This is a genomic window from Streptococcus oralis (assembly GCF_021497945.1).
GTDB classification, from domain to species: domain Bacteria; phylum Bacillota; class Bacilli; order Lactobacillales; family Streptococcaceae; genus Streptococcus; species Streptococcus oralis_BR.
The window spans coordinates 1700069-1717479 of the sequence record NZ_CP046524.1 but is presented as its reverse complement, the minus strand read 5'-3'; the positions used below and the strand labels follow the sequence as shown (position 1 = coordinate 1717479).

15 protein-coding genes and 2 pseudogenes are annotated in these 17411 nt (G+C 41.5%); 15 read left to right on the top strand and 2 right to left on the bottom strand.

The features are described from left to right. The first annotated feature begins 81 nt into the window (after positions 1 to 81). The 10 genes and pseudogenes from GOM47_RS08530 (at position 82) to GOM47_RS08485 (ending at position 8984) form a co-directional block, all read left to right on the top strand. Positions 82 to 489, top strand: coding sequence for a CoA-binding protein (locus tag GOM47_RS08530; protein ID WP_029746018.1), 408 nt, complete (start codon positions 82 to 84; stop codon positions 487 to 489). After that, a pseudogene (locus tag GOM47_RS08525) lies at positions 489 to 665 on the top strand (phosphotransferase-like protein); the annotation flags it as partial. The gene GOM47_RS08530 and the pseudogene GOM47_RS08525, both read left to right, overlap by 1 nt. Positions 666 to 1202: 537 nt before the next feature. Beyond that, a pseudogene (gene rplQ, locus GOM47_RS08520) lies at positions 1203 to 1466 on the top strand (50S ribosomal protein L17); the annotation flags it as partial. A gap of 263 nt (positions 1467 to 1729) precedes the next feature. Beyond that, positions 1730 to 1996, top strand: coding sequence for an ACT domain-containing protein (locus GOM47_RS08515; protein ID WP_000644108.1), 267 nt, complete (start codon positions 1730 to 1732; stop codon positions 1994 to 1996). Between the two features lie 9 nt (positions 1997 to 2005). After that, positions 2006 to 3343, top strand: a complete 1338-nt coding sequence (locus tag GOM47_RS08510) for a PFL family protein (RefSeq protein ID WP_061418356.1) — start codon at positions 2006 to 2008, stop codon at positions 3341 to 3343. Between the two features lie 235 nt (positions 3344 to 3578). Next, the gene (locus GOM47_RS08505) at positions 3579 to 4271 is read left to right on the top strand and encodes a histidine phosphatase family protein (protein ID WP_235080537.1); all 693 of its coding nucleotides are present in this window, start codon (positions 3579 to 3581) and stop codon (positions 4269 to 4271) included. A 159-nt stretch (positions 4272 to 4430) separates the two neighbouring features. Then, complete coding sequence (gene leuS, locus GOM47_RS08500) at positions 4431 to 6932, top strand: leucine--tRNA ligase (RefSeq protein WP_235080536.1); 2502 nt, start codon at positions 4431 to 4433, stop codon at positions 6930 to 6932. A gap of 68 nt (positions 6933 to 7000) precedes the next feature. After that, positions 7001 to 7813, top strand: a complete 813-nt coding sequence (locus GOM47_RS08495) for a hypothetical protein (protein WP_235080535.1) — start codon at positions 7001 to 7003, stop codon at positions 7811 to 7813. Between the two features lie 47 nt (positions 7814 to 7860). Beyond that, a complete protein-coding gene (locus GOM47_RS08490; protein ID WP_235080534.1) occupies positions 7861 to 8556 on the top strand; it encodes a GNAT family N-acetyltransferase in 696 nt (231 codons plus the stop codon). An 11-nt stretch (positions 8557 to 8567) separates the two neighbouring features. Further along, complete coding sequence (locus GOM47_RS08485) at positions 8568 to 8984, top strand: GNAT family N-acetyltransferase (protein WP_235080533.1); 417 nt, start codon at positions 8568 to 8570, stop codon at positions 8982 to 8984. Between the two features lie 292 nt (positions 8985 to 9276). Here GOM47_RS08485 and GOM47_RS08480 read toward each other — a convergent pair whose 3' ends face one another. Beyond that, the gene (locus GOM47_RS08480) at positions 9277 to 10155 is read right to left on the bottom strand and encodes an AraC family transcriptional regulator (protein ID WP_235080532.1); all 879 of its coding nucleotides are present in this window, start codon (positions 10153 to 10155) and stop codon (positions 9277 to 9279) included. A 75-nt stretch (positions 10156 to 10230) separates the two neighbouring features. Then, positions 10231 to 11430 (bottom strand): OFA family MFS transporter, encoded by a 1200-nt coding sequence (locus GOM47_RS08475; RefSeq protein ID WP_235080531.1) that lies wholly within the window; start codon positions 11428 to 11430, stop codon positions 10231 to 10233. 218 nt (positions 11431 to 11648) lie between these two features. Between GOM47_RS08475 and GOM47_RS08470 the strand changes: the two genes are divergently transcribed. The 5 genes from GOM47_RS08470 (at position 11649) to GOM47_RS08450 (ending at position 17410) form a co-directional block, all read left to right on the top strand. After that, a complete protein-coding gene (locus GOM47_RS08470; RefSeq protein WP_000779603.1) occupies positions 11649 to 12257 on the top strand; it encodes an NADPH-dependent FMN reductase in 609 nt (202 codons plus the stop codon). Positions 12258 to 12282: 25 nt separating this feature from the next. Further along, positions 12283 to 14694, top strand: a complete 2412-nt coding sequence (locus GOM47_RS08465; protein ID WP_235080530.1) for a flavocytochrome c — start codon at positions 12283 to 12285, stop codon at positions 14692 to 14694. A gap of 184 nt (positions 14695 to 14878) precedes the next feature. Then, a complete protein-coding gene (gene ruvB, locus GOM47_RS08460; RefSeq protein WP_321159574.1) occupies positions 14879 to 15877 on the top strand; it encodes a Holliday junction branch migration DNA helicase RuvB in 999 nt (332 codons plus the stop codon). Then, positions 15858 to 16442, top strand: a complete 585-nt coding sequence (locus GOM47_RS08455; RefSeq protein WP_235080529.1) for a nucleotidyltransferase family protein — start codon at positions 15858 to 15860, stop codon at positions 16440 to 16442. Before ruvB ends, GOM47_RS08455 begins: the two co-directional genes overlap by 20 nt. Before the next feature lie 209 nt (positions 16443 to 16651). Continuing rightward, positions 16652 to 17410, top strand: coding sequence for an isoprenyl transferase (locus GOM47_RS08450; RefSeq protein WP_235080528.1), 759 nt, complete (start codon positions 16652 to 16654; stop codon positions 17408 to 17410). Position 17411: the final 1 nt, after the last annotated feature.

The window sequence follows — 17411 nt, the reverse complement described above, 5'->3', positions numbered from 1 at the left end:
TCCTTTTTCAAAAAATGCTATACTGGTCATAAGGAAATAAGTGAGGTGTTTTATGTACGATTTCAAAATCCTAGTGATTACATGATTCAGACCTATTTGGAGATGAGCAAAGTGATTGCAGTTGTCGGACTTTCTGACCGTGAGGAAACGACTAGCAATCGTATTTCAAAGATCATGCAGGGACTGGGTTATCAGATCATTCCGGTCAATTCTAAGTTAGCGGGTCAAAAGATTTTGGGCGAGACGGCTTATGCGCGTTTGCAGGATATTCCTATTTCCGTGGATATTGTCAATGTTTTTCGGCGAAGCGAATTTTTGCCGGATGTGGCGCGTGATTTTATTGAGACGGATGCCAAGATTTTTTGGGCGCAGCTGGGACTTCAAAGTCAAGAAGCGGAAGAAATTTTGCGGGTGGCAGGTCGCAATCATATCGTCATGAACCGTTGTATCAAGCGCGAGTACAATCGTTTGGTGAAGGAGATTGACTAATGGCGCAACTAGTCATCATTCGGGGTAATTCCGACTCTGGGAAAACCAGCCTAGCTAAAAAATTACAAAATCATTTTGGTCGTGGGATGCTTGTGATTTCACAGGATCTTGTCCGACGTGAGATGCTAAAGGAAAAGGTGGAACCAGATAACTTATCTATTTTTCTAACAGAAACGTTTCCACTTGTAGCCTTTCATCAATGATTTACTCTCGCGAATAACTCCAAGCGGCCTTGCATAACGTCTCTCAGTAATCTGATCGTAAAGAACCTACTCTGTTTGAGAATAAGCATAATATTTAGGCAGGTAGATAGATAGTCCAATGATACCGAGGGGAATACTAACAATGATTGCAATGATTGCTACGGTGATCAACCCGTTGTTTAGCAGGTACTCATTATTAAATGCATTAGGGAGCTGCTCAAAAGATTCACTAACTATTCTACCCCAGTGTTCAATTCCTCCATTAGCTACTACGATGTACCACATCAGTACATAGATTAATACCCCGAAGGTGAAAGTCATAATGGACAGCGCCCATATTAGACCCCATAGAAAAAGTAATAATGATTTAACAAGAACTGTTACAAAGATCTTTCCGATCAAATCACTTTGAAAGCCACGAAGAGAATCTTTAAAGCTGACAATTTCTGTTTGCTTGCAGATAAGTTCAATCGTTCGGAAAATAATAGATGCTAGCGCAATAGCAAGAATAAAACTGTTGAAAAAATGATTACTCTAGGTAAACGTGGTGATTTGCATGCACGTCGTCAAGCAGCTGCTTTCGTACGTAATGAAATCGCATCTGAAAACTATGATGAAGCAACTGATAAGTACACTTCTACTACAGCACTTCAAAAATTGTTCTCAGAAATCGCACCTCGTTATGCTGAACGTAACGGTGGATACACTCGTATCCTTAAAACTGAACCACGCCGTGGGGATGCTGCGCCAATGGCGATCATCGAATTAGTATAAAATCATCAATTTTGTTGAGTGTTATGATGATGGAGTCTTGTGCTCTTAGTCTAGCTCTGGTCTACCGCTGGGACTTCGGTCCTGGCGGGAACACTCATCATCATTTGATAGGGTAGACGCTTGTTTACGAAATTGTTTTTTGTTTAAGAACAACTTCGTAAGCAGGCGTTTTTTAGTATTTTCTACGGAAATATGCTATACTAAGGAAAAAGAAAATCAAAAACGTTCAGGTTTTCTAATAATCGTAGAAATGGGGTATAAGGATGAAGGCTATTATTACAGTGGTTGGCAAGGACAAGGCTGGTATTGTTGCAGGCGTGTCTACTAAGATTGCAGAGTTGGGTTTGAATATTGATGATATTTCTCAAACAGTACTGGATGAGTATTTCACCATGATGGCAGTCGTATCAAGTGATGAAAAACAAGATTTTACCTCTCTCAGAAATGAGTTTGAAACTTTCGGTCAGACCTTGAATGTCAAAATCAATATTCAAAGTGCAGCGATTTTTGATGCTATGTACAATATCTAGGAGGTAGCTATGGATATTAGACAAGTTACGGAAACCATTGCCATGATCGAAGAGCAGAATTTCGATATTAGAACTATCACCATGGGCATTTCCCTTTTGGACTGTATTGATCCAGATATCAATCGTGCTGCTGAAAAGATTTACCAAAAAATCACTACTAAAGCGGCAAATCTAGTGGCTGTGGGAGATGAAATTGCTGCGGAACTAGGGATTCCTATTGTTAATAAACGGGTATCGGTGACTCCGATTTCATTGATTGGAGCAGCGACTGACGCGACGGACTACGTTGTTTTGGCTAAGGCTCTCGACAAGGCTGCCAAGGAGATTGGTGTTGACTTTATTGGTGGTTTTTCGGCCTTGGTACAAAAGGGCTATCAAAAAGGAGATGAGATTCTCATCAATTCTATCCCACGAGCTCTAGCTGAGACGGACAAGGTCTGTTCGTCTGTCAATATCGGCTCAACCAAGTCAGGCATCAATATGACTGCAGTTGCAGATATGGGACGCATCATCAAGGAAACAGCTGCGCTATCAGATATGGGTGCGGCCAAGTTGGTCGTATTTGCTAATGCTGTTGAGGACAATCCTTTTATGGCAGGGGCCTTTCATGGTGTTGGCGAAGCAGATGTTATCATTAATGTCGGGGTTTCGGGTCCTGGTGTGGTGAAGCGTGCCTTGGAAAAGGTTCGTGGACAGAGCTTTGATGTAGTAGCTGAGACGGTCAAGAAAACGGCCTTCAAGATTACTCGTATTGGTCAGCTAGTTGGTCAGATGGCCAGCGAGAGACTGGGTGTTGACTTTGGAATTGTAGACCTAAGCTTGGCGCCAACACCTGCGGTTGGCGATTCTGTGGCTCGTGTCCTTGAGGAAATGGGCCTAGAAACAGTTGGTACGCATGGGACGACGGCTGCCCTCGCTCTTTTGAATGACCAAGTTAAGAAGGGCGGAGTGATGGCTTGTAACCAAGTCGGTGGCTTGTCAGGTGCTTTTATCCCCGTTTCTGAAGATGAGGGGATGATTGCTGCGGTGCAAAATGGCTCTCTGAATTTAGAGAAACTAGAAGCCATGACAGCTATCTGTTCTGTCGGACTGGATATGATTGCCATTCCGGAAGATACGCCTGCTGAAACCATTGCGGCTATGATTGCGGATGAGGCGGCAATTGGTGTTATTAACATGAAAACGACAGCTGTTCGTATTATTCCAAAGGGCAAAGAAGGCGATATGATTGAGTTTGGTGGCTTGCTAGGGACAGCTCCAGTTATGAAGGTTAACGGGGCTTCGTCTGTTGATTTCATCTCTCGCGGTGGCCAAATTCCTGCACCAATTCATAGTTTTAAAAATTAATAAAAAGTGAGAAGATTTAAGTTGAGTTTAAGGATGACTGTGTATACTATAATCATTAAATAAAGACCTCCTAACTTTATTTAATAGAAATCCTAAACTTTTTCATAATAATCTCCTAGGGAAGCTACCATGAGGGTAGCTTTTCTTTTGGATAATTTACAAATGTTGGCTTTGCTTTTGAAAGCCGAATATTTCTTTGATCCATGATATAATAGAAGAAAATGGAGGATAGAAAATGTCTAAAGTAAGATTGTATTTGGTTCGTCATGGGAAAACGATGTTTAACACGATTGGACGTGCTCAAGGATGGAGTGATACGCCTCTAACCGCAGAAGGTGAGTTAGGAATCCATGAACTGGGAATTGGCTTGAGAGAGTCTGGTTTGCGGTTTGACCGCGCTTATTCCAGTGATTCAGGGCGTACTATTCAAACCATGGGAATTATCCTAGAAGAACTTGGCATGCAGGGGAAAATCCCTTACCGAATGGACAAGCGCATCAGAGAATGGTGTTTTGGCAGTTTTGATGGGGCCTATGATGGGGACCTCTTTATGGGCTTGATTCCAAGAATTTTCAATGTAGACCATGTTCATCAGTTGTCCTATGCAGAGCTAGCAGAAGGTCTAGTTGAGGTTGATACTGCAGGCTGGGCTGAAGGTTGGGAAAAACTCAGTAGTCGAATCAAAGAAGGCTTTGAAGCGATTGCCAAAGAAATGGAAGAACAAGGTGGGGGCAATGCTCTCGTCGTAAGCCATGGAATGACCATTGGGACCATTGTTTATCTGATCAATGGCATGCATCCGCATGGTCTAGATAATGGTAGCGTGACGATTCTTGAATATGAGGATGGCCAGTTTAGTGTAGAAGTTGTTGGTGACCGTAGTTACCGGGAACTAGGGCGTGAGAAGATGGAAAAGACAAATAGTTAATAGAAGTTAGCTCCAAGTGGGAGCTAATTTTTTTCCTGTTAAATAAGTTGGATTTGCGACTCAGTATTTCTTGTTATCCAAGTCTAAAAGAACATTTCTCATCTTTCAAATTCCCCCAAAAATGGTATAATAGTAACATCATAAAATTGGAGAAATAGCATGAGTTTTTACAATCATAAGGAAATTGAGCCTAAGTGGCAGGGCTACTGGGCGAAACATCATACATTTAAGACAGGAACAGATGCCTCGAAACTGAAGTTCTATGCTCTCGATATGTTCCCATATCCTTCAGGAGCTGGATTGCACGTAGGACACCCAGAAGGCTATACAGCAACGGATATTCTCAGCCGTTACAAACGTGCACAAGGCTACAATGTCCTTCACCCAATGGGCTGGGATGCTTTTGGTTTGCCAGCTGAGCAGTACGCTATGGATACAGGGAATGACCCAGCAGAATTTACAGCGGAAAATATTGCTAACTTCAAACGCCAAATCAATGCGCTTGGCTTCTCTTACGACTGGGATCGTGAAGTCAACACAACAGATCCAAACTACTACAAGTGGACACAATGGATTTTCACTAAGCTTTACGAAAAAGGCTTGGCCTATGAAGCCGAAGTGCCAGTAAACTGGGTGGAAGAGTTGGGAACAGCCATCGCCAACGAAGAAGTCCTTCCTGACGGAACTTCTGAGCGTGGAGGCTACCCCGTTGTCCGCAAACCAATGCGCCAATGGATGCTCAAAATCACTGCCTATGCGGAGCGCTTGCTCAATGACTTGGATGAACTTGATTGGCCAGAGTCTATCAAGGACATGCAACGCAACTGGATCGGGAAATCAACTGGTGCCAATGTAACCTTCAAAGTGAAAGGAACAGACAAGGAATTCACCGTCTTTACCACTCGTCCTGACACTCTTTTCGGTGCGACTTTCACTGTCTTAGCTCCTGAGCATGAACTGGTAGATGTCATCACAAGCCCAGAGCAAGCTGATGCAGTTGCGGACTATAAACACCAAGCTAGCCTCAAGTCAGACTTGGCTCGTACTGACCTTGCCAAAGAAAAAACAGGGGTTTGGACTGGTGCTTATGCCATCAACCCTGTCAATGGCAAGGAAATCCCAATCTGGATAGCAGACTATGTTCTTGCTAGCTATGGAACAGGTGCTGTCATGGCCGTGCCTGCCCATGACCAACGTGACTGGGAATTTGCTAAACAGTTTGGTCTTCCAATCGTAGAAGTGCTTGAAGGTGGAAATGTAGCAGAAGCTGCTTATACTGAAGATGGTCTGCATGTCAATTCAGGCTTCCTAGATGGACTGAACAAAGAAGAAGCGATTGCTAAGATTGTGGCTTGGTTGGAAGAAAAAGGCTGTGGTCAGGAGAAGGTTACCTACCGTCTCCGCGACTGGCTCTTTAGCCGTCAGCGTTACTGGGGTGAGCCGATTCCAATTATTCATTGGGAAGATGGCACTTCAACGACTGTTCCTGAAAGTGAATTGCCACTTGTCTTGCCTGTAACCAAGGACATCCGCCCTTCAGGTACTGGTGAAAGCCCATTGGCTAACTTGACTGACTGGTTGGAAGTGACGCGTGAAGATGGTGTCAAAGGTCGTCGTGAAACAAACACTATGCCACAATGGGCAGGTTCAAGCTGGTACTACCTCCGCTATATCGACCCACATAACACAGAAAAATTGGCCGATGAGGATCTCCTCAAACAATGGTTGCCAGTAGATATCTACGTGGGTGGTGCAGAGCATGCCGTTCTTCACTTGCTTTATGCTCGTTTCTGGCACAAATTCCTCTATGACCTCGGTGTTGTTCCGACTAAGGAACCATTCCAAAAACTCTTTAACCAAGGAATGATTTTGGGAACAAGCTACCGTGACCACCGTGGAGCTCTTGTAGCGACTGACAAGGTTGAAAAACGTGACGGTTCCTTCTTCCATGTGGAAACAGGAGAAGAGTTGGAGCAAGCACCAGCTAAGATGTCTAAATCGCTCAAGAACGTTGTTAACCCAGACGATGTGGTGGAACAATACGGTGCTGATACCCTTCGTGTTTATGAAATGTTCATGGGGCCACTCGATGCTTCCATCGCTTGGTCTGAAGAAGGCTTGGAAGGAAGCCGTAAATTCCTAGACCGTGTATACCGTTTGATCACAAGTAAAGAAATTGTTGCGGAAAATAATGGTGCTCTTGACAAGGTTTACAATGAAACAGTCAAAGCTGTCACTGAGCAAATCGAGTCTATGAAATTCAACACAGCCATTGCTCAACTTATGGTCTTTGTCAACGCTGCTAATAAGGAAGACAAACTCTATGTGGACTATGCCAAAGGCTTTATCCAATTGATTGCCCCATTTGCACCTCACTTGGCAGAAGAACTCTGGCAAACTGTTGCTGCAACAGGTGAATCCATCTCTTATGTAGCTTGGCCAACATGGGACGAAAGCAAATTGGTTGAAGACGAAATCGAAATCGTTGTCCAAATCAAAGGAAAAGTTCGTGCCAAACTCATGGTGGCTAAAGATCTGTCACGCGAAGAATTGCAAGAAATTGCTCTAGCAGATGAAAAAGTTAAAGCAGAAATTGACGGTAAGGAAATCGTGAAGGTGATTAGTGTACCAAATAAATTGGTTAATATCGTTGTGAAATAAGCAGTTATCAACTCTAAAGTTTCTTCTTTAGAGTTGATTTTGTAAAATATTAATAAAAAGAAGGAATTATGATTAAGAAATCAATCTTGTTTAAAATCTTCAAACATATAGTTTTAATCTCACTAATTTTTACTTTTTTTCTATGTAATGCTTTTGATACTACGGCATTTCTATCAACTAGTGATATAAAGATTATAGAGCCAACATTGACTGTAGACACTCTTTTTGCAGTTTTTATTACTTTCTTTAGCTTTTCAAATGATAAATCAAGCAATATTTTTGGAATATCACCAAATGAAATTATAAGAAAACAGTCTGAATGGTATCAATTATTATTTACAAAATCCTTTGCGACACTGCTAATGGTGACGAATTTTTTATCCATTACTCATTATTTTGGATGTAAAAATTTAATAGTTTCTCTTAATGAAACTTGTCCTAGTGTTCAATTTAGTATTACTATAATGTGGGCGACACTCTTTGTAATTCTGGTAATCTATTTTGTTTACTTATTAATAGAGGGAATAAAATATATTGCAGTGATAAATTTTGCAATCCAGAATAAGGCTCTAGTGAACTTCTATATACAGAATCGTATAACCCCGGTTAAACAATATTTAAAATCTCTTAAATTATATGAAAATTGCCTAAATGAAACATTAACTGTTCTTATCATATTTTTAGGAGCTGTTGATCAAAAAGGGGGAGAAGGCCCTCGTGACGCAGTGAGGATTATGTTTGAATCTTTTGATAAGGCAGACCAAATTGCGGCTCTAAGTATTTGCAGACAAAATATAAAAGATGGGAAGATAAATAATCAGATAGATGCGAGTAATCTGTTAGATGAAATTGATAAAAAATTTGAAATTAGCAGATATTAAAATAATATAACCGGAGTTGAGAAAAAATCAGAAAAAAGGAGAAAGCTATGCCAGTAAACGAATATGGTCAGATGATTGGTGAGGCTGTGGTTGGCCACACAACAGGTAAATTGCCTGCTATTGATTTCTTAGAAGGGCGCTACGCTCGGATAGAGGCTCTTTCGGTGGAAAAGCATGCGGAGGATCTATTAGCTGTCTATGGTCCAGATACGCCTCGGGAGATGTGGACTTACCTCTTTCAGGAGCCAGTGGCAGATATGGAGGAACTAATCAGCCTTTTAAACCAGATGTTGGCTCGTAAGGATCGTTTTTTCTATGCTATCTTGGATAGGGAGACGGGCAAGGCCTTGGGAACTTTTTCGCTCATGCGCATTGACCAAAACAATCGCATAGTTGAAGTTGGGACTGTTATCTTTTCTCCAGAGCTCAAGGGGACACGAATAGGGACAGAAGCCCAGTATCTCTTGGCGCGCTATGTTTTTGAGGAGCTTAACTATCGTCGCTACGAGTGGAAATGCGATGCTCTAAATCTTCCATCAAGACGAGCTGCGGAACGTTTGGGCTTTGTCTATGAAGGGACCTTCCGTCAGGCTGTCGTTTATAAGGGGCGAACTAGAGATACGGATTGGTTGTCTATGATTGATAAGGACTGGCCTCAAGTCAAAGCTCGTTTGGAAGCATGGCTGGCTCCTAAAAATTTTGACAAGAATGGACGGCAGTGCAAGAGTTTGAAAGAAATCTAAGAGGTGATGACATGATTACCGTTAGAAAGCAAGAATTAGTAAATATAAATGATGTTTTGCATCTCTATCAGGCAGTCGGTTGGACAAACTATACACATCAACCCCAGATGCTGGAGAAGTCCTTGTCTCACTCATTAGCAATCTACTTGGCACTTGATGGTGATGCCGTGGTGGGCTTGGTACGCTTGGTTGGAGATGGTTTTTCATCGGTTTTTGTCCAGGATTTGATCGTTTTGCCTAGCTATCAGCGCCAAGGGATTGGTAGCGACTTGATGAAAGAGGCTTTAGGTGATTACAAAGATGCCTATCAAGTCCAACTAGTGACCGAACAGACAGAAAAAACCTTGGGATTCTATCGTTCGCTGGGTTTTGAAACCTTATCTATTTATGATTGTACAGGAATGATTTGGGTCGATCGAAAAAGATAAAAAAATTATTTTTCTTAAGTAAAGTTTAAGTCTCCTTGTGTATTATATAGTTATTAAATAAAGACCTCCTAATACTCTTCGAAAATCTCATCAACCTTCGTTAGAGTCGACTTAGCTAACTATAGTTATGCTTGCGCCTATCTGCCTAGTCTGATTTCGATTTTCATTGAGTACCCTTTATTTAATGAAATCCTAAACTTTTCTTTTTCATCATAATCTCCTAAAGAAGTCACCCAATCAGGTGACTTTTTTGTTTGAAAAAACTCCTTAGAGAAAGACTAAGGAGAAAGAATCATGTTTTATTTTTAAGTTGTTGGTTTCGATACTGTCTAGGTGTTAAGTGATAGTGCTGCTTAAATTGACGGTTGAAGTTTGAAAGGTTGGTGAAACCGACTTGGCTTGCAATTTCTTGAATGCTGAGGTTGGTTTGGACGAGTTTCTCACAGGATTTCTCAAGACGTAACTGGAGCAGGTAGTCCATACAACTGGCTCCAGTATGTTGCTTGAAAATACTCATAAAGTGATTTTTACTATATCCAAATGTTGCAGCCAGTTGCTCAATATGAATGGGTTCTGAGTAGTGCTGTTCAAGGTAGCAAATCACTTCTTTTAGTTTTTGGTATTTTTGGTAGGTATCATCTGTATAGTGTCGATTGACGTATCTATACTTAAAGAGAAGATGAAGCAATTCGTATAGTTTAGATTTTATGAGTAGATCGTAGTATATGCCTTTTTCTTCAAGGATAGAAAAGAGGGAAAGAAGGCAGGATTGAATTTGATCATAGGCCTTATTGCCTGGTGATATTTGAGGAGTGAGGCAAAAGTGACCAGAGTGGAGGGGTTGGATATAGCGTTGGCTAAAGCTGTCAATTTGACTTCTACCTAGGAAATCTAAATGGATACGAAAAACTGCTGAAATTTGTTCTTGATTTTCAATAGGGTAGATAGCGTGAGGAGACGTTGGCTGAATTAGAAAAATATCACCTTCATGACTTTCAAAGCGCTCAGAGTTGATATAGAAGGTAGCAGTTCCTTTTTTGACATAGATTATCTCGAATTCAGGATGCCAATGATAAATTGTATTAGAAGATTGCTTGGATAGGATTTGTTTTTCAAAATCATATGGGAAGTCAGATGGGTTATCTCGTAAGAAATGTGAACGGTCTGCCATGGTAACTCCTCCCAATATACTATTACTACGTTTATTATACCAAAAAAACTTCCTTATATAGGAAGTTCTCTTTTTTTAGCCTTTTTTCTTCATATAGAGGAGGTTAAGGAGAAGCCCAACAGCTGCGAGAGCGATAGCCACATAAAAAGCTACACTATAATTTCCATCATTAGCCATTGCCATTTGAACAGCGACTTTGGGAGCGAAAAATGCTGCTAAAGAATATCCAGTGAAGACGATACCGTAGTTGACCCCTTGATTTGCAGGACCGTAATTTTCCATGACGATAGATGGGAAGACCCCCATAACACCACCAAAGCAGATACCAAGCCCAATAATTCCTAAGGTAAACCCGAATTGACCAGGAACGATTGTTAGGGAGAATAAAGCTAGGACAATGACAGAATAGATAATCAATAGGGTCTTTGAACGGCCAATTTTATCAGAAAGTGATCCCCAGATAAAACGACCACTAGAGTTTGCGATTGAATAAAGAGAGACATAGAGAGCTGCAGTACCAGCAGAGAGTCCAAACATTGATTGACCGATTGGTGATGCCTGAGAGGCAATCATCAAACCAGAAAAGGCGCCGACAAAGAACATGCTAATGATAATGTAAAACAGAGGACTTTGTAGCATTTGTTTCCAGTTTTTATTAGTAGGTCCTTGCTTGGTTGGGATAGGAGCTTTCCAGCCTGCTGGTTGGTAGCCGCTTGGAGCTGCCTTGATAAAGAAAATTGCACAGATGATAACAACAATATAGACTAGCCCAATTGTACGAAAAGTAAAGAAGGCATCTTGTTTTTGAATGAGATTGCTTGCGACTGGAGAAGCGATGACTGCGGCAAATCCCATGCCGCCTGTCAGAATTCCAGAGGCCAAGCCACGTTTATCAGGGAAGAGGCGAAGTGAATTGGAGAGGGCGCCTGAATAGGCAAAACCTTGACCAAGCCCGGCCATTAATCCATAGGTCAAATAAAGCATGGATGGTGAATTGGCATAGCCGGTTAAGTAAAATCCGCTAGCAAATAGGAGAGCGCCGAGGGCAATGGTCCATTTTACATATCCTTTATCAACTAAATAACCTCCGAGAATCATGGGGATAGGGCCGATTGCAGAGTTGATAGCAAATGCTAACATAATATCAGACATGGACCAGCCTGTTGAGTTGCTAAGTGGTCCGGCAAAAACAGAAAAGGAATAGACGGCACCTGTGCAAAGAAGAATGGCTGTAGACGCGACTAGAATCCGCCAACGATTGAATGTCTCTTTCATAAAAACATCCTCCTTAAATGTATATTTTTTCATCAAAAATATATCATAGTTAAGGAAGGTGGTCAATAGTTTATGAAGATATTTTGTTAATTTTTTCACGAGCTTATACTAAAGTACGATAATCTGATAGAATAACACGGTCTTTATTATTAAGGATTTACAAGATTTTCTAAAGTAGTATAATGAAAGTAGATTAAATAAATGAAAGGGGTACCAAGATGAAACTAGTTGCTATCGTTGGAACCAATTCGGATCGCTCAACCAATCGGAAACTCTTGAAATTTATGCAAAAGCACTTTTCGGATAAGGCCGACATTGAGGTATTGGAAATCAAACAATTGCCAGCATTTAACGAACCTGAGGACAAGCAAGCGCCAGTTGAGGTTCAAGCTTTTTCAGAAAAAATTCTTGCTGCAGATGGTGTGATTATTTCAACACCTGAGTACGATCACACAATACCAGCACCTTTGTCCTCTGCTTTGGAGTGGATTGCTTATACCAGTCGTGCCTTAATCAATAAACCAACTATGATTGTCGGTGCTTCTCTCGGCTTGCTAGGAACATCTAGAGCGCAGGCACATTTACGTCAGATTTTAGATGCGCCGGAGCTTAAAGCGAGAGTTATGCCTGGTACAGAGTTCTTTCTAGGTCATTCTGAGCAAGTACTAGATGATGAGTGTCATTTGAACAATCCTGAAAAGGTTGCAGAACTAGAAGAACATTTTTCAGAGTTTCAAAATTTTGTTGAACTAACAAAAGCTTTAGTAAAACCAGAAGATACAGATCGTAAAAAATCATTCATCTGGGAAGAATGGTTAAAAGCCTAGGGAATTAATGAAAGGAGAAGAGTCAATGAAATTAGTAGCTATTGTTGGGACTAATGCAAAAAAATCCTATAATCGCAACCTGTTGCAATTTATGAAAAGACATTTTGCTCAGAAAGCGGATATTGAGATTTTAGAAATAACAGATGTACCGATGTTCAATGAAACAGATGATCAAACAGATACACCTATTATTCAGAAGTTTAATCAAGCTATTTCAGAAGCTGATGGTGTCATTATCTCGACACCCGAGCACAACCATACGATTCCATCAAGTTTGAATAGCTTGCTCGAGTGGTTGTCTTTTAACATTCATCCACTAGACGGAAAGCCGACAATGATTGTAGGAGCTTCCTATGATATTCAAGGTTCTTCACGTGCCCAACTTCATCTTCGTCAGATTCTTGATGCTCCTGGAGTAAATGCAACAGTTATGCCAGGTAGTGAGTTTTTACTTGGTCGAGCTCATCGAGCATTTGATGATAATGGAAATTTAATTGAGGAGCGAACTGTAGATTTCCTAGATAGTTGTTTTTATCGCTTCCTTCGCTTTGTATCCGTTGCAAACCAACTAAATCTTCCTGAAGAAATACGCTTTGAGCCAGGAACTTATCACGTTACAACGGAAGGTCATAATGGTAAATTACCGATGGATGTCACGGTTTCTGAGGGCCGTATTGAAAAAATTGAAATCGATTCTTCTGGAGAATCTTCAGGAATCGCAGATGTTGTCTTTACCCGTATCCCAGCAGAAATCATTGAGGGACAAACCTTAAACGTTGATGCGGTGTCAGGAGCTTCTGTGACTTCAAATGGTGTCTTGGACGGAGTTGCGCGTGCGGTCAAAAAAGCTGGTGCAAATCCAGATGTTTTACGCAAGCGTTCAAAAGCACCATCCGCCTTAGATAAAGAAGATAAAACCTATCAGGCAGACGTTGTCATTGTTGGAGGTGGAGGAGCTGGTTTAGCTGCAGCTGCTGCAGTCTTACAAGCTGGTAAGAGACCAATTGTGGTAGAGAAATTCCCAGCAATTGGAGGGAATACTGTTCGTGCAGGTGGTCCAATGAATGCACCAGATCCAGCATGGCAAGGAACCTTCGCAGCTCATCCAGGTGAGGCACATACGCTTCAAGAATTGATTGCGATAGATGAATCAACGATTGACCCAGAATATCTAGAGGACTTTAGAGCCTTGAAAGTTGAGGTTGAGCAGTATTTGCAGAATCCAAGCTATTTGTTTGACTCTACATTACTTTACCGTATCCAAACCTATATCGGTGGGAAACGAAAAGATTTACAAGGAAATGAAATTCATGGCCAATACGATTTAGTATCTGTTTTAACCGAACGGGCCCTAGAGTCTGTTCGTTGGTTGGAAGACATCGGCGTTGAATTTGTTCGTAGCGAAGTGACAATGCCAGTTGGAGCCCTTTGGCGTCGTGGCCATAAGCCGGTTCAACCAATGGGGTATGCCTTTATATCTGTCCTACAAAAATATGTTCTAGAACATGGTGGCAAGATTTTGACAGATTCTCCAGTTAAAGAATTGCTTGTAAAAGACGGGGCTGTCAAGGGTGTCAGAGCAGAAGGTCGAAACGGTCAGACCATCATTGTCAATGCAGATGCTGTTGTTCTAGCTTCTGGAGGATTTGGTGCCAATACCAAGATGCTACAAAAATACAATACCTACTGGACTGAAATTGCAGATGATATTGCCACATCTAATACACCAGCTGTAACAGGAGATGGTATTCTTTTAGGGCAAAGTGTAGGTGCAGATTTGGTGGGTATGGGCTTTAGTCAAATGATGCCAGTATCCGATCCAGTAACAGGAGCCCTCTTCTCAGGACTTCAAGTTCCTCCAGCAAACTTCATCATGGTAAATACTCAAGGGAAGCGATTTGTAGATGAGTACGGTAGCCGAGACAAGCTATCTCAAGCAGCGATTGATAATGGAGGCTTGTTCTACTTGATTGCGGATGACCGCATCAAGGCAACAGCCTACAACACTAGCCAAGAAAAAATCGATGCCCAAGTCAAAGCAGGCACTCTCTACCGTGCAGATACGATAGAAGAGTTGGCTGTTCAGATTGGTATGGATCCACAAGTTCTAGTGGAAACGATTAAGAATTACAATTCCTATGTAGATGCAGGTTTTGATCCTGAATTTAATAAAGGTAGTTTTGATCTCAAGTGTGAGGTTGCGCCATTTTACGCAACACCGAGAAAACCGGCCGTTCACCATACAATGGGTGGACTCAAGATTGATACTTCAACACACGTTTTGAATGAAAACGGTCAGATTATCCCTGGTTTGTATGCTGCCGGAGAAGTCGCAGGTGGACTCCATGCAGGTAACCGTCTAGGAGGAAATTCGCTTACGGATATCTTTACTTTTGGACGTATTGCAGGTCAAACAGCTGTTAAAGAAAATTGTTAGTGATTGATTTAATAATTAAGGTAATTTTAAGTCTCCTCTTGTATCATATAGTTATTAAATAAAGACCTCCTAACTTTATTTAATGAAATCCTAATCCTTTCTTTTTCATAATAATCTCCCTAAAGAGGCCACCCAATCAGGTGGCTTTTTTGTTTGTGGCTTGGATTTTTGATATAATAGAGCCATGAGTAGAATTTTAGATAATGAAATCATGGGGGATGAGGAGTTGGTAGAACGTACCCTCCGTCCCCAGTATTTACGTGAATATATCGGTCAGGATAAGGTCAAGGATCAGCTTCAAATCTTTATCGAAGCTGCCAAAATGCGGGATGAAGCACTGGATCATGTACTCTTATTTGGGCCTCCAGGTTTGGGGAAAACGACCATGGCCTTTGTCATTGCCAATGAACTGGGAGTCAATCTCAAGCAAACGTCTGGTCCTGTCATTGAAAAAGCGGGTGATCTGGTAGCGATTTTGAATGATTTGGAGCCTGGAGACGTTCTCTTTATTGACGAGATTCATCGCTTGCCCATGTCGGTGGAAGAGGTGCTCTATAGTGCCATGGAGGACTTCTATATTGATATCATGATTGGGGCTGGAGAGGGCAGTCGCAGTGTCCATTTGGACTTGCCGCCTTTTACCTTGATTGGGGCTACGACACGTGCGGGGATGCTCTCAAATCCTCTGCGGGCACGTTTTGGGATTACAGGTCATATGGAATACTATGCCCACGCTGACTTGACGGAAATTGTTGAACGAACAGCAGATATTTTTGAGATGGAAATCACTCATGAGGCAGCTTCAGAGTTGGCCTTACGCAGTCGTGGAACTCCTCGTATCGCCAATCGTCTCCTCAAGCGCGTGCGCGACTTTGCCCAGATTATGGGAGATGGCTTAATTGATGATGTTATTACAGATAAGGCTTTGACCATGCTAGATGTAGACCATGAAGGTTTGGACTATGTGGACCAAAAAATCCTTCGGACCATGATTGAGATGTATGGTGGCGGTCCTATCGGTTTAGGAACTCTTTCTGTTAATATTGCCGAGGAGCGTGAGACGGTCGAAGATATGTACGAACCTTACCTGATTCAGAAAGGTTTCATCATGCGAACTCGTTCTGGACGGGTAGCGACTGCTAAGGCATATGAGCATTTAGGCTATGAATACAGTGAAAAATGAGCAAGATATTCTAGAGGTTTTTAGAAAAGATCCAGATATTATGGCCATTCTGACCATCATTCGTAACCTTGGTCTGAAAGACTCTTGGTTGGCAGCAGGTTCTGTCAGGAATTTCATCTGGAATCTCTTGTCAGACAAATCCCCTTTTGATCATGAAACGGATGTGGATGTGATTTTCTTTGATCCAGATGTTTCTTATGAGGAAACAGTATCCCTAGAGAAAAAGCTGAGAGAAGATTTCCCTCAATATCATTGGGAGTTGAAAAATCAGGTCTATATGCATCTGCACAGTCCCCACACTGTGCCTTACACGAGTTCTTGTGATGCCATGAGTAAATATCCGGAACAGTGTACGGCGATAGGTCTTCGCTTGCATGCTGATGCAACTTTAGAGCTCTTTGCGCCCTATGGTTTAGAGGATATTTTGAACTTTCAGATTTCCCCAACTCCTCATTTTTTAGAGAATGAGGACCGAATGAAGCTCTATCAAGAACGCTTGTCCAAGAAAAATTGGCAAGAAAAATGGAAAAATCTCACTTTCTCAAAAAACTTAAGAAAAATTTAAGCTAGGAGGTGTATACTAAACCCATAAGTTAAGAAAAACTTAACTTAAACTCCTAAAACTTTTTCATAATAATCTCCCTATAAAATAAAGTCGCCCAATCAGGCGGCTTATTTTTTGTTACTTACAAGTAATGATAGTAACTTAGCAATAGAAGAAAATAGGGAAATATGGTATAATGAAACGATAGATTTTTGAATAGGAATAAGAACATGTTTGGATTTTTTAAGAAAGATAAAGCTGTAGAAGTTGAGGTTCCAACACAGGTTCCTGCTCACATTGGCATCATCATGGATGGAAATGGTCGCTGGGCTAAAAAACGGATGCAACCACGGGTTTTTGGTCATAAGGCAGGGATGGAAGCCCTCCAAAAGGTGACCAAGGCAGCTAATAAGATGGGAGTTAAGGTCATCACAGTCTATGCCTTTTCAACGGAAAATTGGACACGCCCAGATCAAGAAGTCAAGTTTATCATGAACTTGCCAGTCGAGTTTTATGACAACTACGTCCCGGAATTACATGCAAATAAGGTTAAGATTCAGATGATTGGGGAGACAGACCGTCTGCCTAAGCCGACTTTTGAAGCTTTGAAAAAAGCAGAGGAATTGACCAAGAACAATACAGGCTTGATTCTCAATTTTGCGCTTAACTATGGTGGTCGTGCTGAAATTACGCAGGCTTTTAAGAGCTTGGCTCAGGAAGTTCTAGATGCCAAAATCAATCCTGGTGATATTACAGAAGATATGATAGGGGATTATCTTTTCACACAACGCCTGCCAAAGGATTTGCGAGATCCTGATTTGATTATCCGTACGAGTGGTGAGTTGCGTTTGAGTAATTTCTTGCCATGGCAAGCAGCCTATAGCGAGCTTTACTTTACGGATACCTTGTGGCCCGATTTTGATGAAGCCTCTTTGAAGGAGGCTATTACAGCCTATAATCGTCGGAATCGCCGATTTGGAGGAGTTTAGG

Bases quoted from the DNA above. Each gene is read 5' to 3' on its own strand.
- GOM47_RS08485 (WP_235080533.1), top strand. From the start codon at position 8,568: ATGATTACCGTTAGAAAGCAAGAATTAGTAAATATAAATGATGTTTTG.
- GOM47_RS08530 (WP_029746018.1), top strand. From the start codon at position 82: ATGATTCAGACCTATTTGGAGATGAGCAAAGTGATTGCAGTTGTCGGA.
- leuS (WP_235080536.1), top strand. From the start codon at position 4,431: ATGAGTTTTTACAATCATAAGGAAATTGAGCCTAAGTGGCAGGGCTAC.
- GOM47_RS08475 (WP_235080531.1), bottom strand. From the start codon at position 11,430: ATGAAAGAGACATTCAATCGTTGGCGGATTCTAGTCGCGTCTACAGCC.
- GOM47_RS08480 (WP_235080532.1), bottom strand. From the start codon at position 10,155: ATGGCAGACCGTTCACATTTCTTACGAGATAACCCATCTGACTTCCCA.
- ruvB (WP_321159574.1), top strand. From the start codon at position 14,879: ATGAGTAGAATTTTAGATAATGAAATCATGGGGGATGAGGAGTTGGTA.
- GOM47_RS08510 (WP_061418356.1), top strand. From the start codon at position 2,006: ATGGATATTAGACAAGTTACGGAAACCATTGCCATGATCGAAGAGCAG.
- GOM47_RS08515 (WP_000644108.1), top strand. From the start codon at position 1,730: ATGAAGGCTATTATTACAGTGGTTGGCAAGGACAAGGCTGGTATTGTT.
- GOM47_RS08465 (WP_235080530.1), top strand. From the start codon at position 12,283: ATGAAATTAGTAGCTATTGTTGGGACTAATGCAAAAAAATCCTATAAT.
- GOM47_RS08490 (WP_235080534.1), top strand. From the start codon at position 7,861: ATGCCAGTAAACGAATATGGTCAGATGATTGGTGAGGCTGTGGTTGGC.
- GOM47_RS08455 (WP_235080529.1), top strand. From the start codon at position 15,858: ATGAATACAGTGAAAAATGAGCAAGATATTCTAGAGGTTTTTAGAAAA.
- GOM47_RS08470 (WP_000779603.1), top strand. From the start codon at position 11,649: ATGAAACTAGTTGCTATCGTTGGAACCAATTCGGATCGCTCAACCAAT.
- GOM47_RS08505 (WP_235080537.1), top strand. From the start codon at position 3,579: ATGTCTAAAGTAAGATTGTATTTGGTTCGTCATGGGAAAACGATGTTT.
- GOM47_RS08450 (WP_235080528.1), top strand. From the start codon at position 16,652: ATGTTTGGATTTTTTAAGAAAGATAAAGCTGTAGAAGTTGAGGTTCCA.
- GOM47_RS08495 (WP_235080535.1), top strand. From the start codon at position 7,001: ATGATTAAGAAATCAATCTTGTTTAAAATCTTCAAACATATAGTTTTA.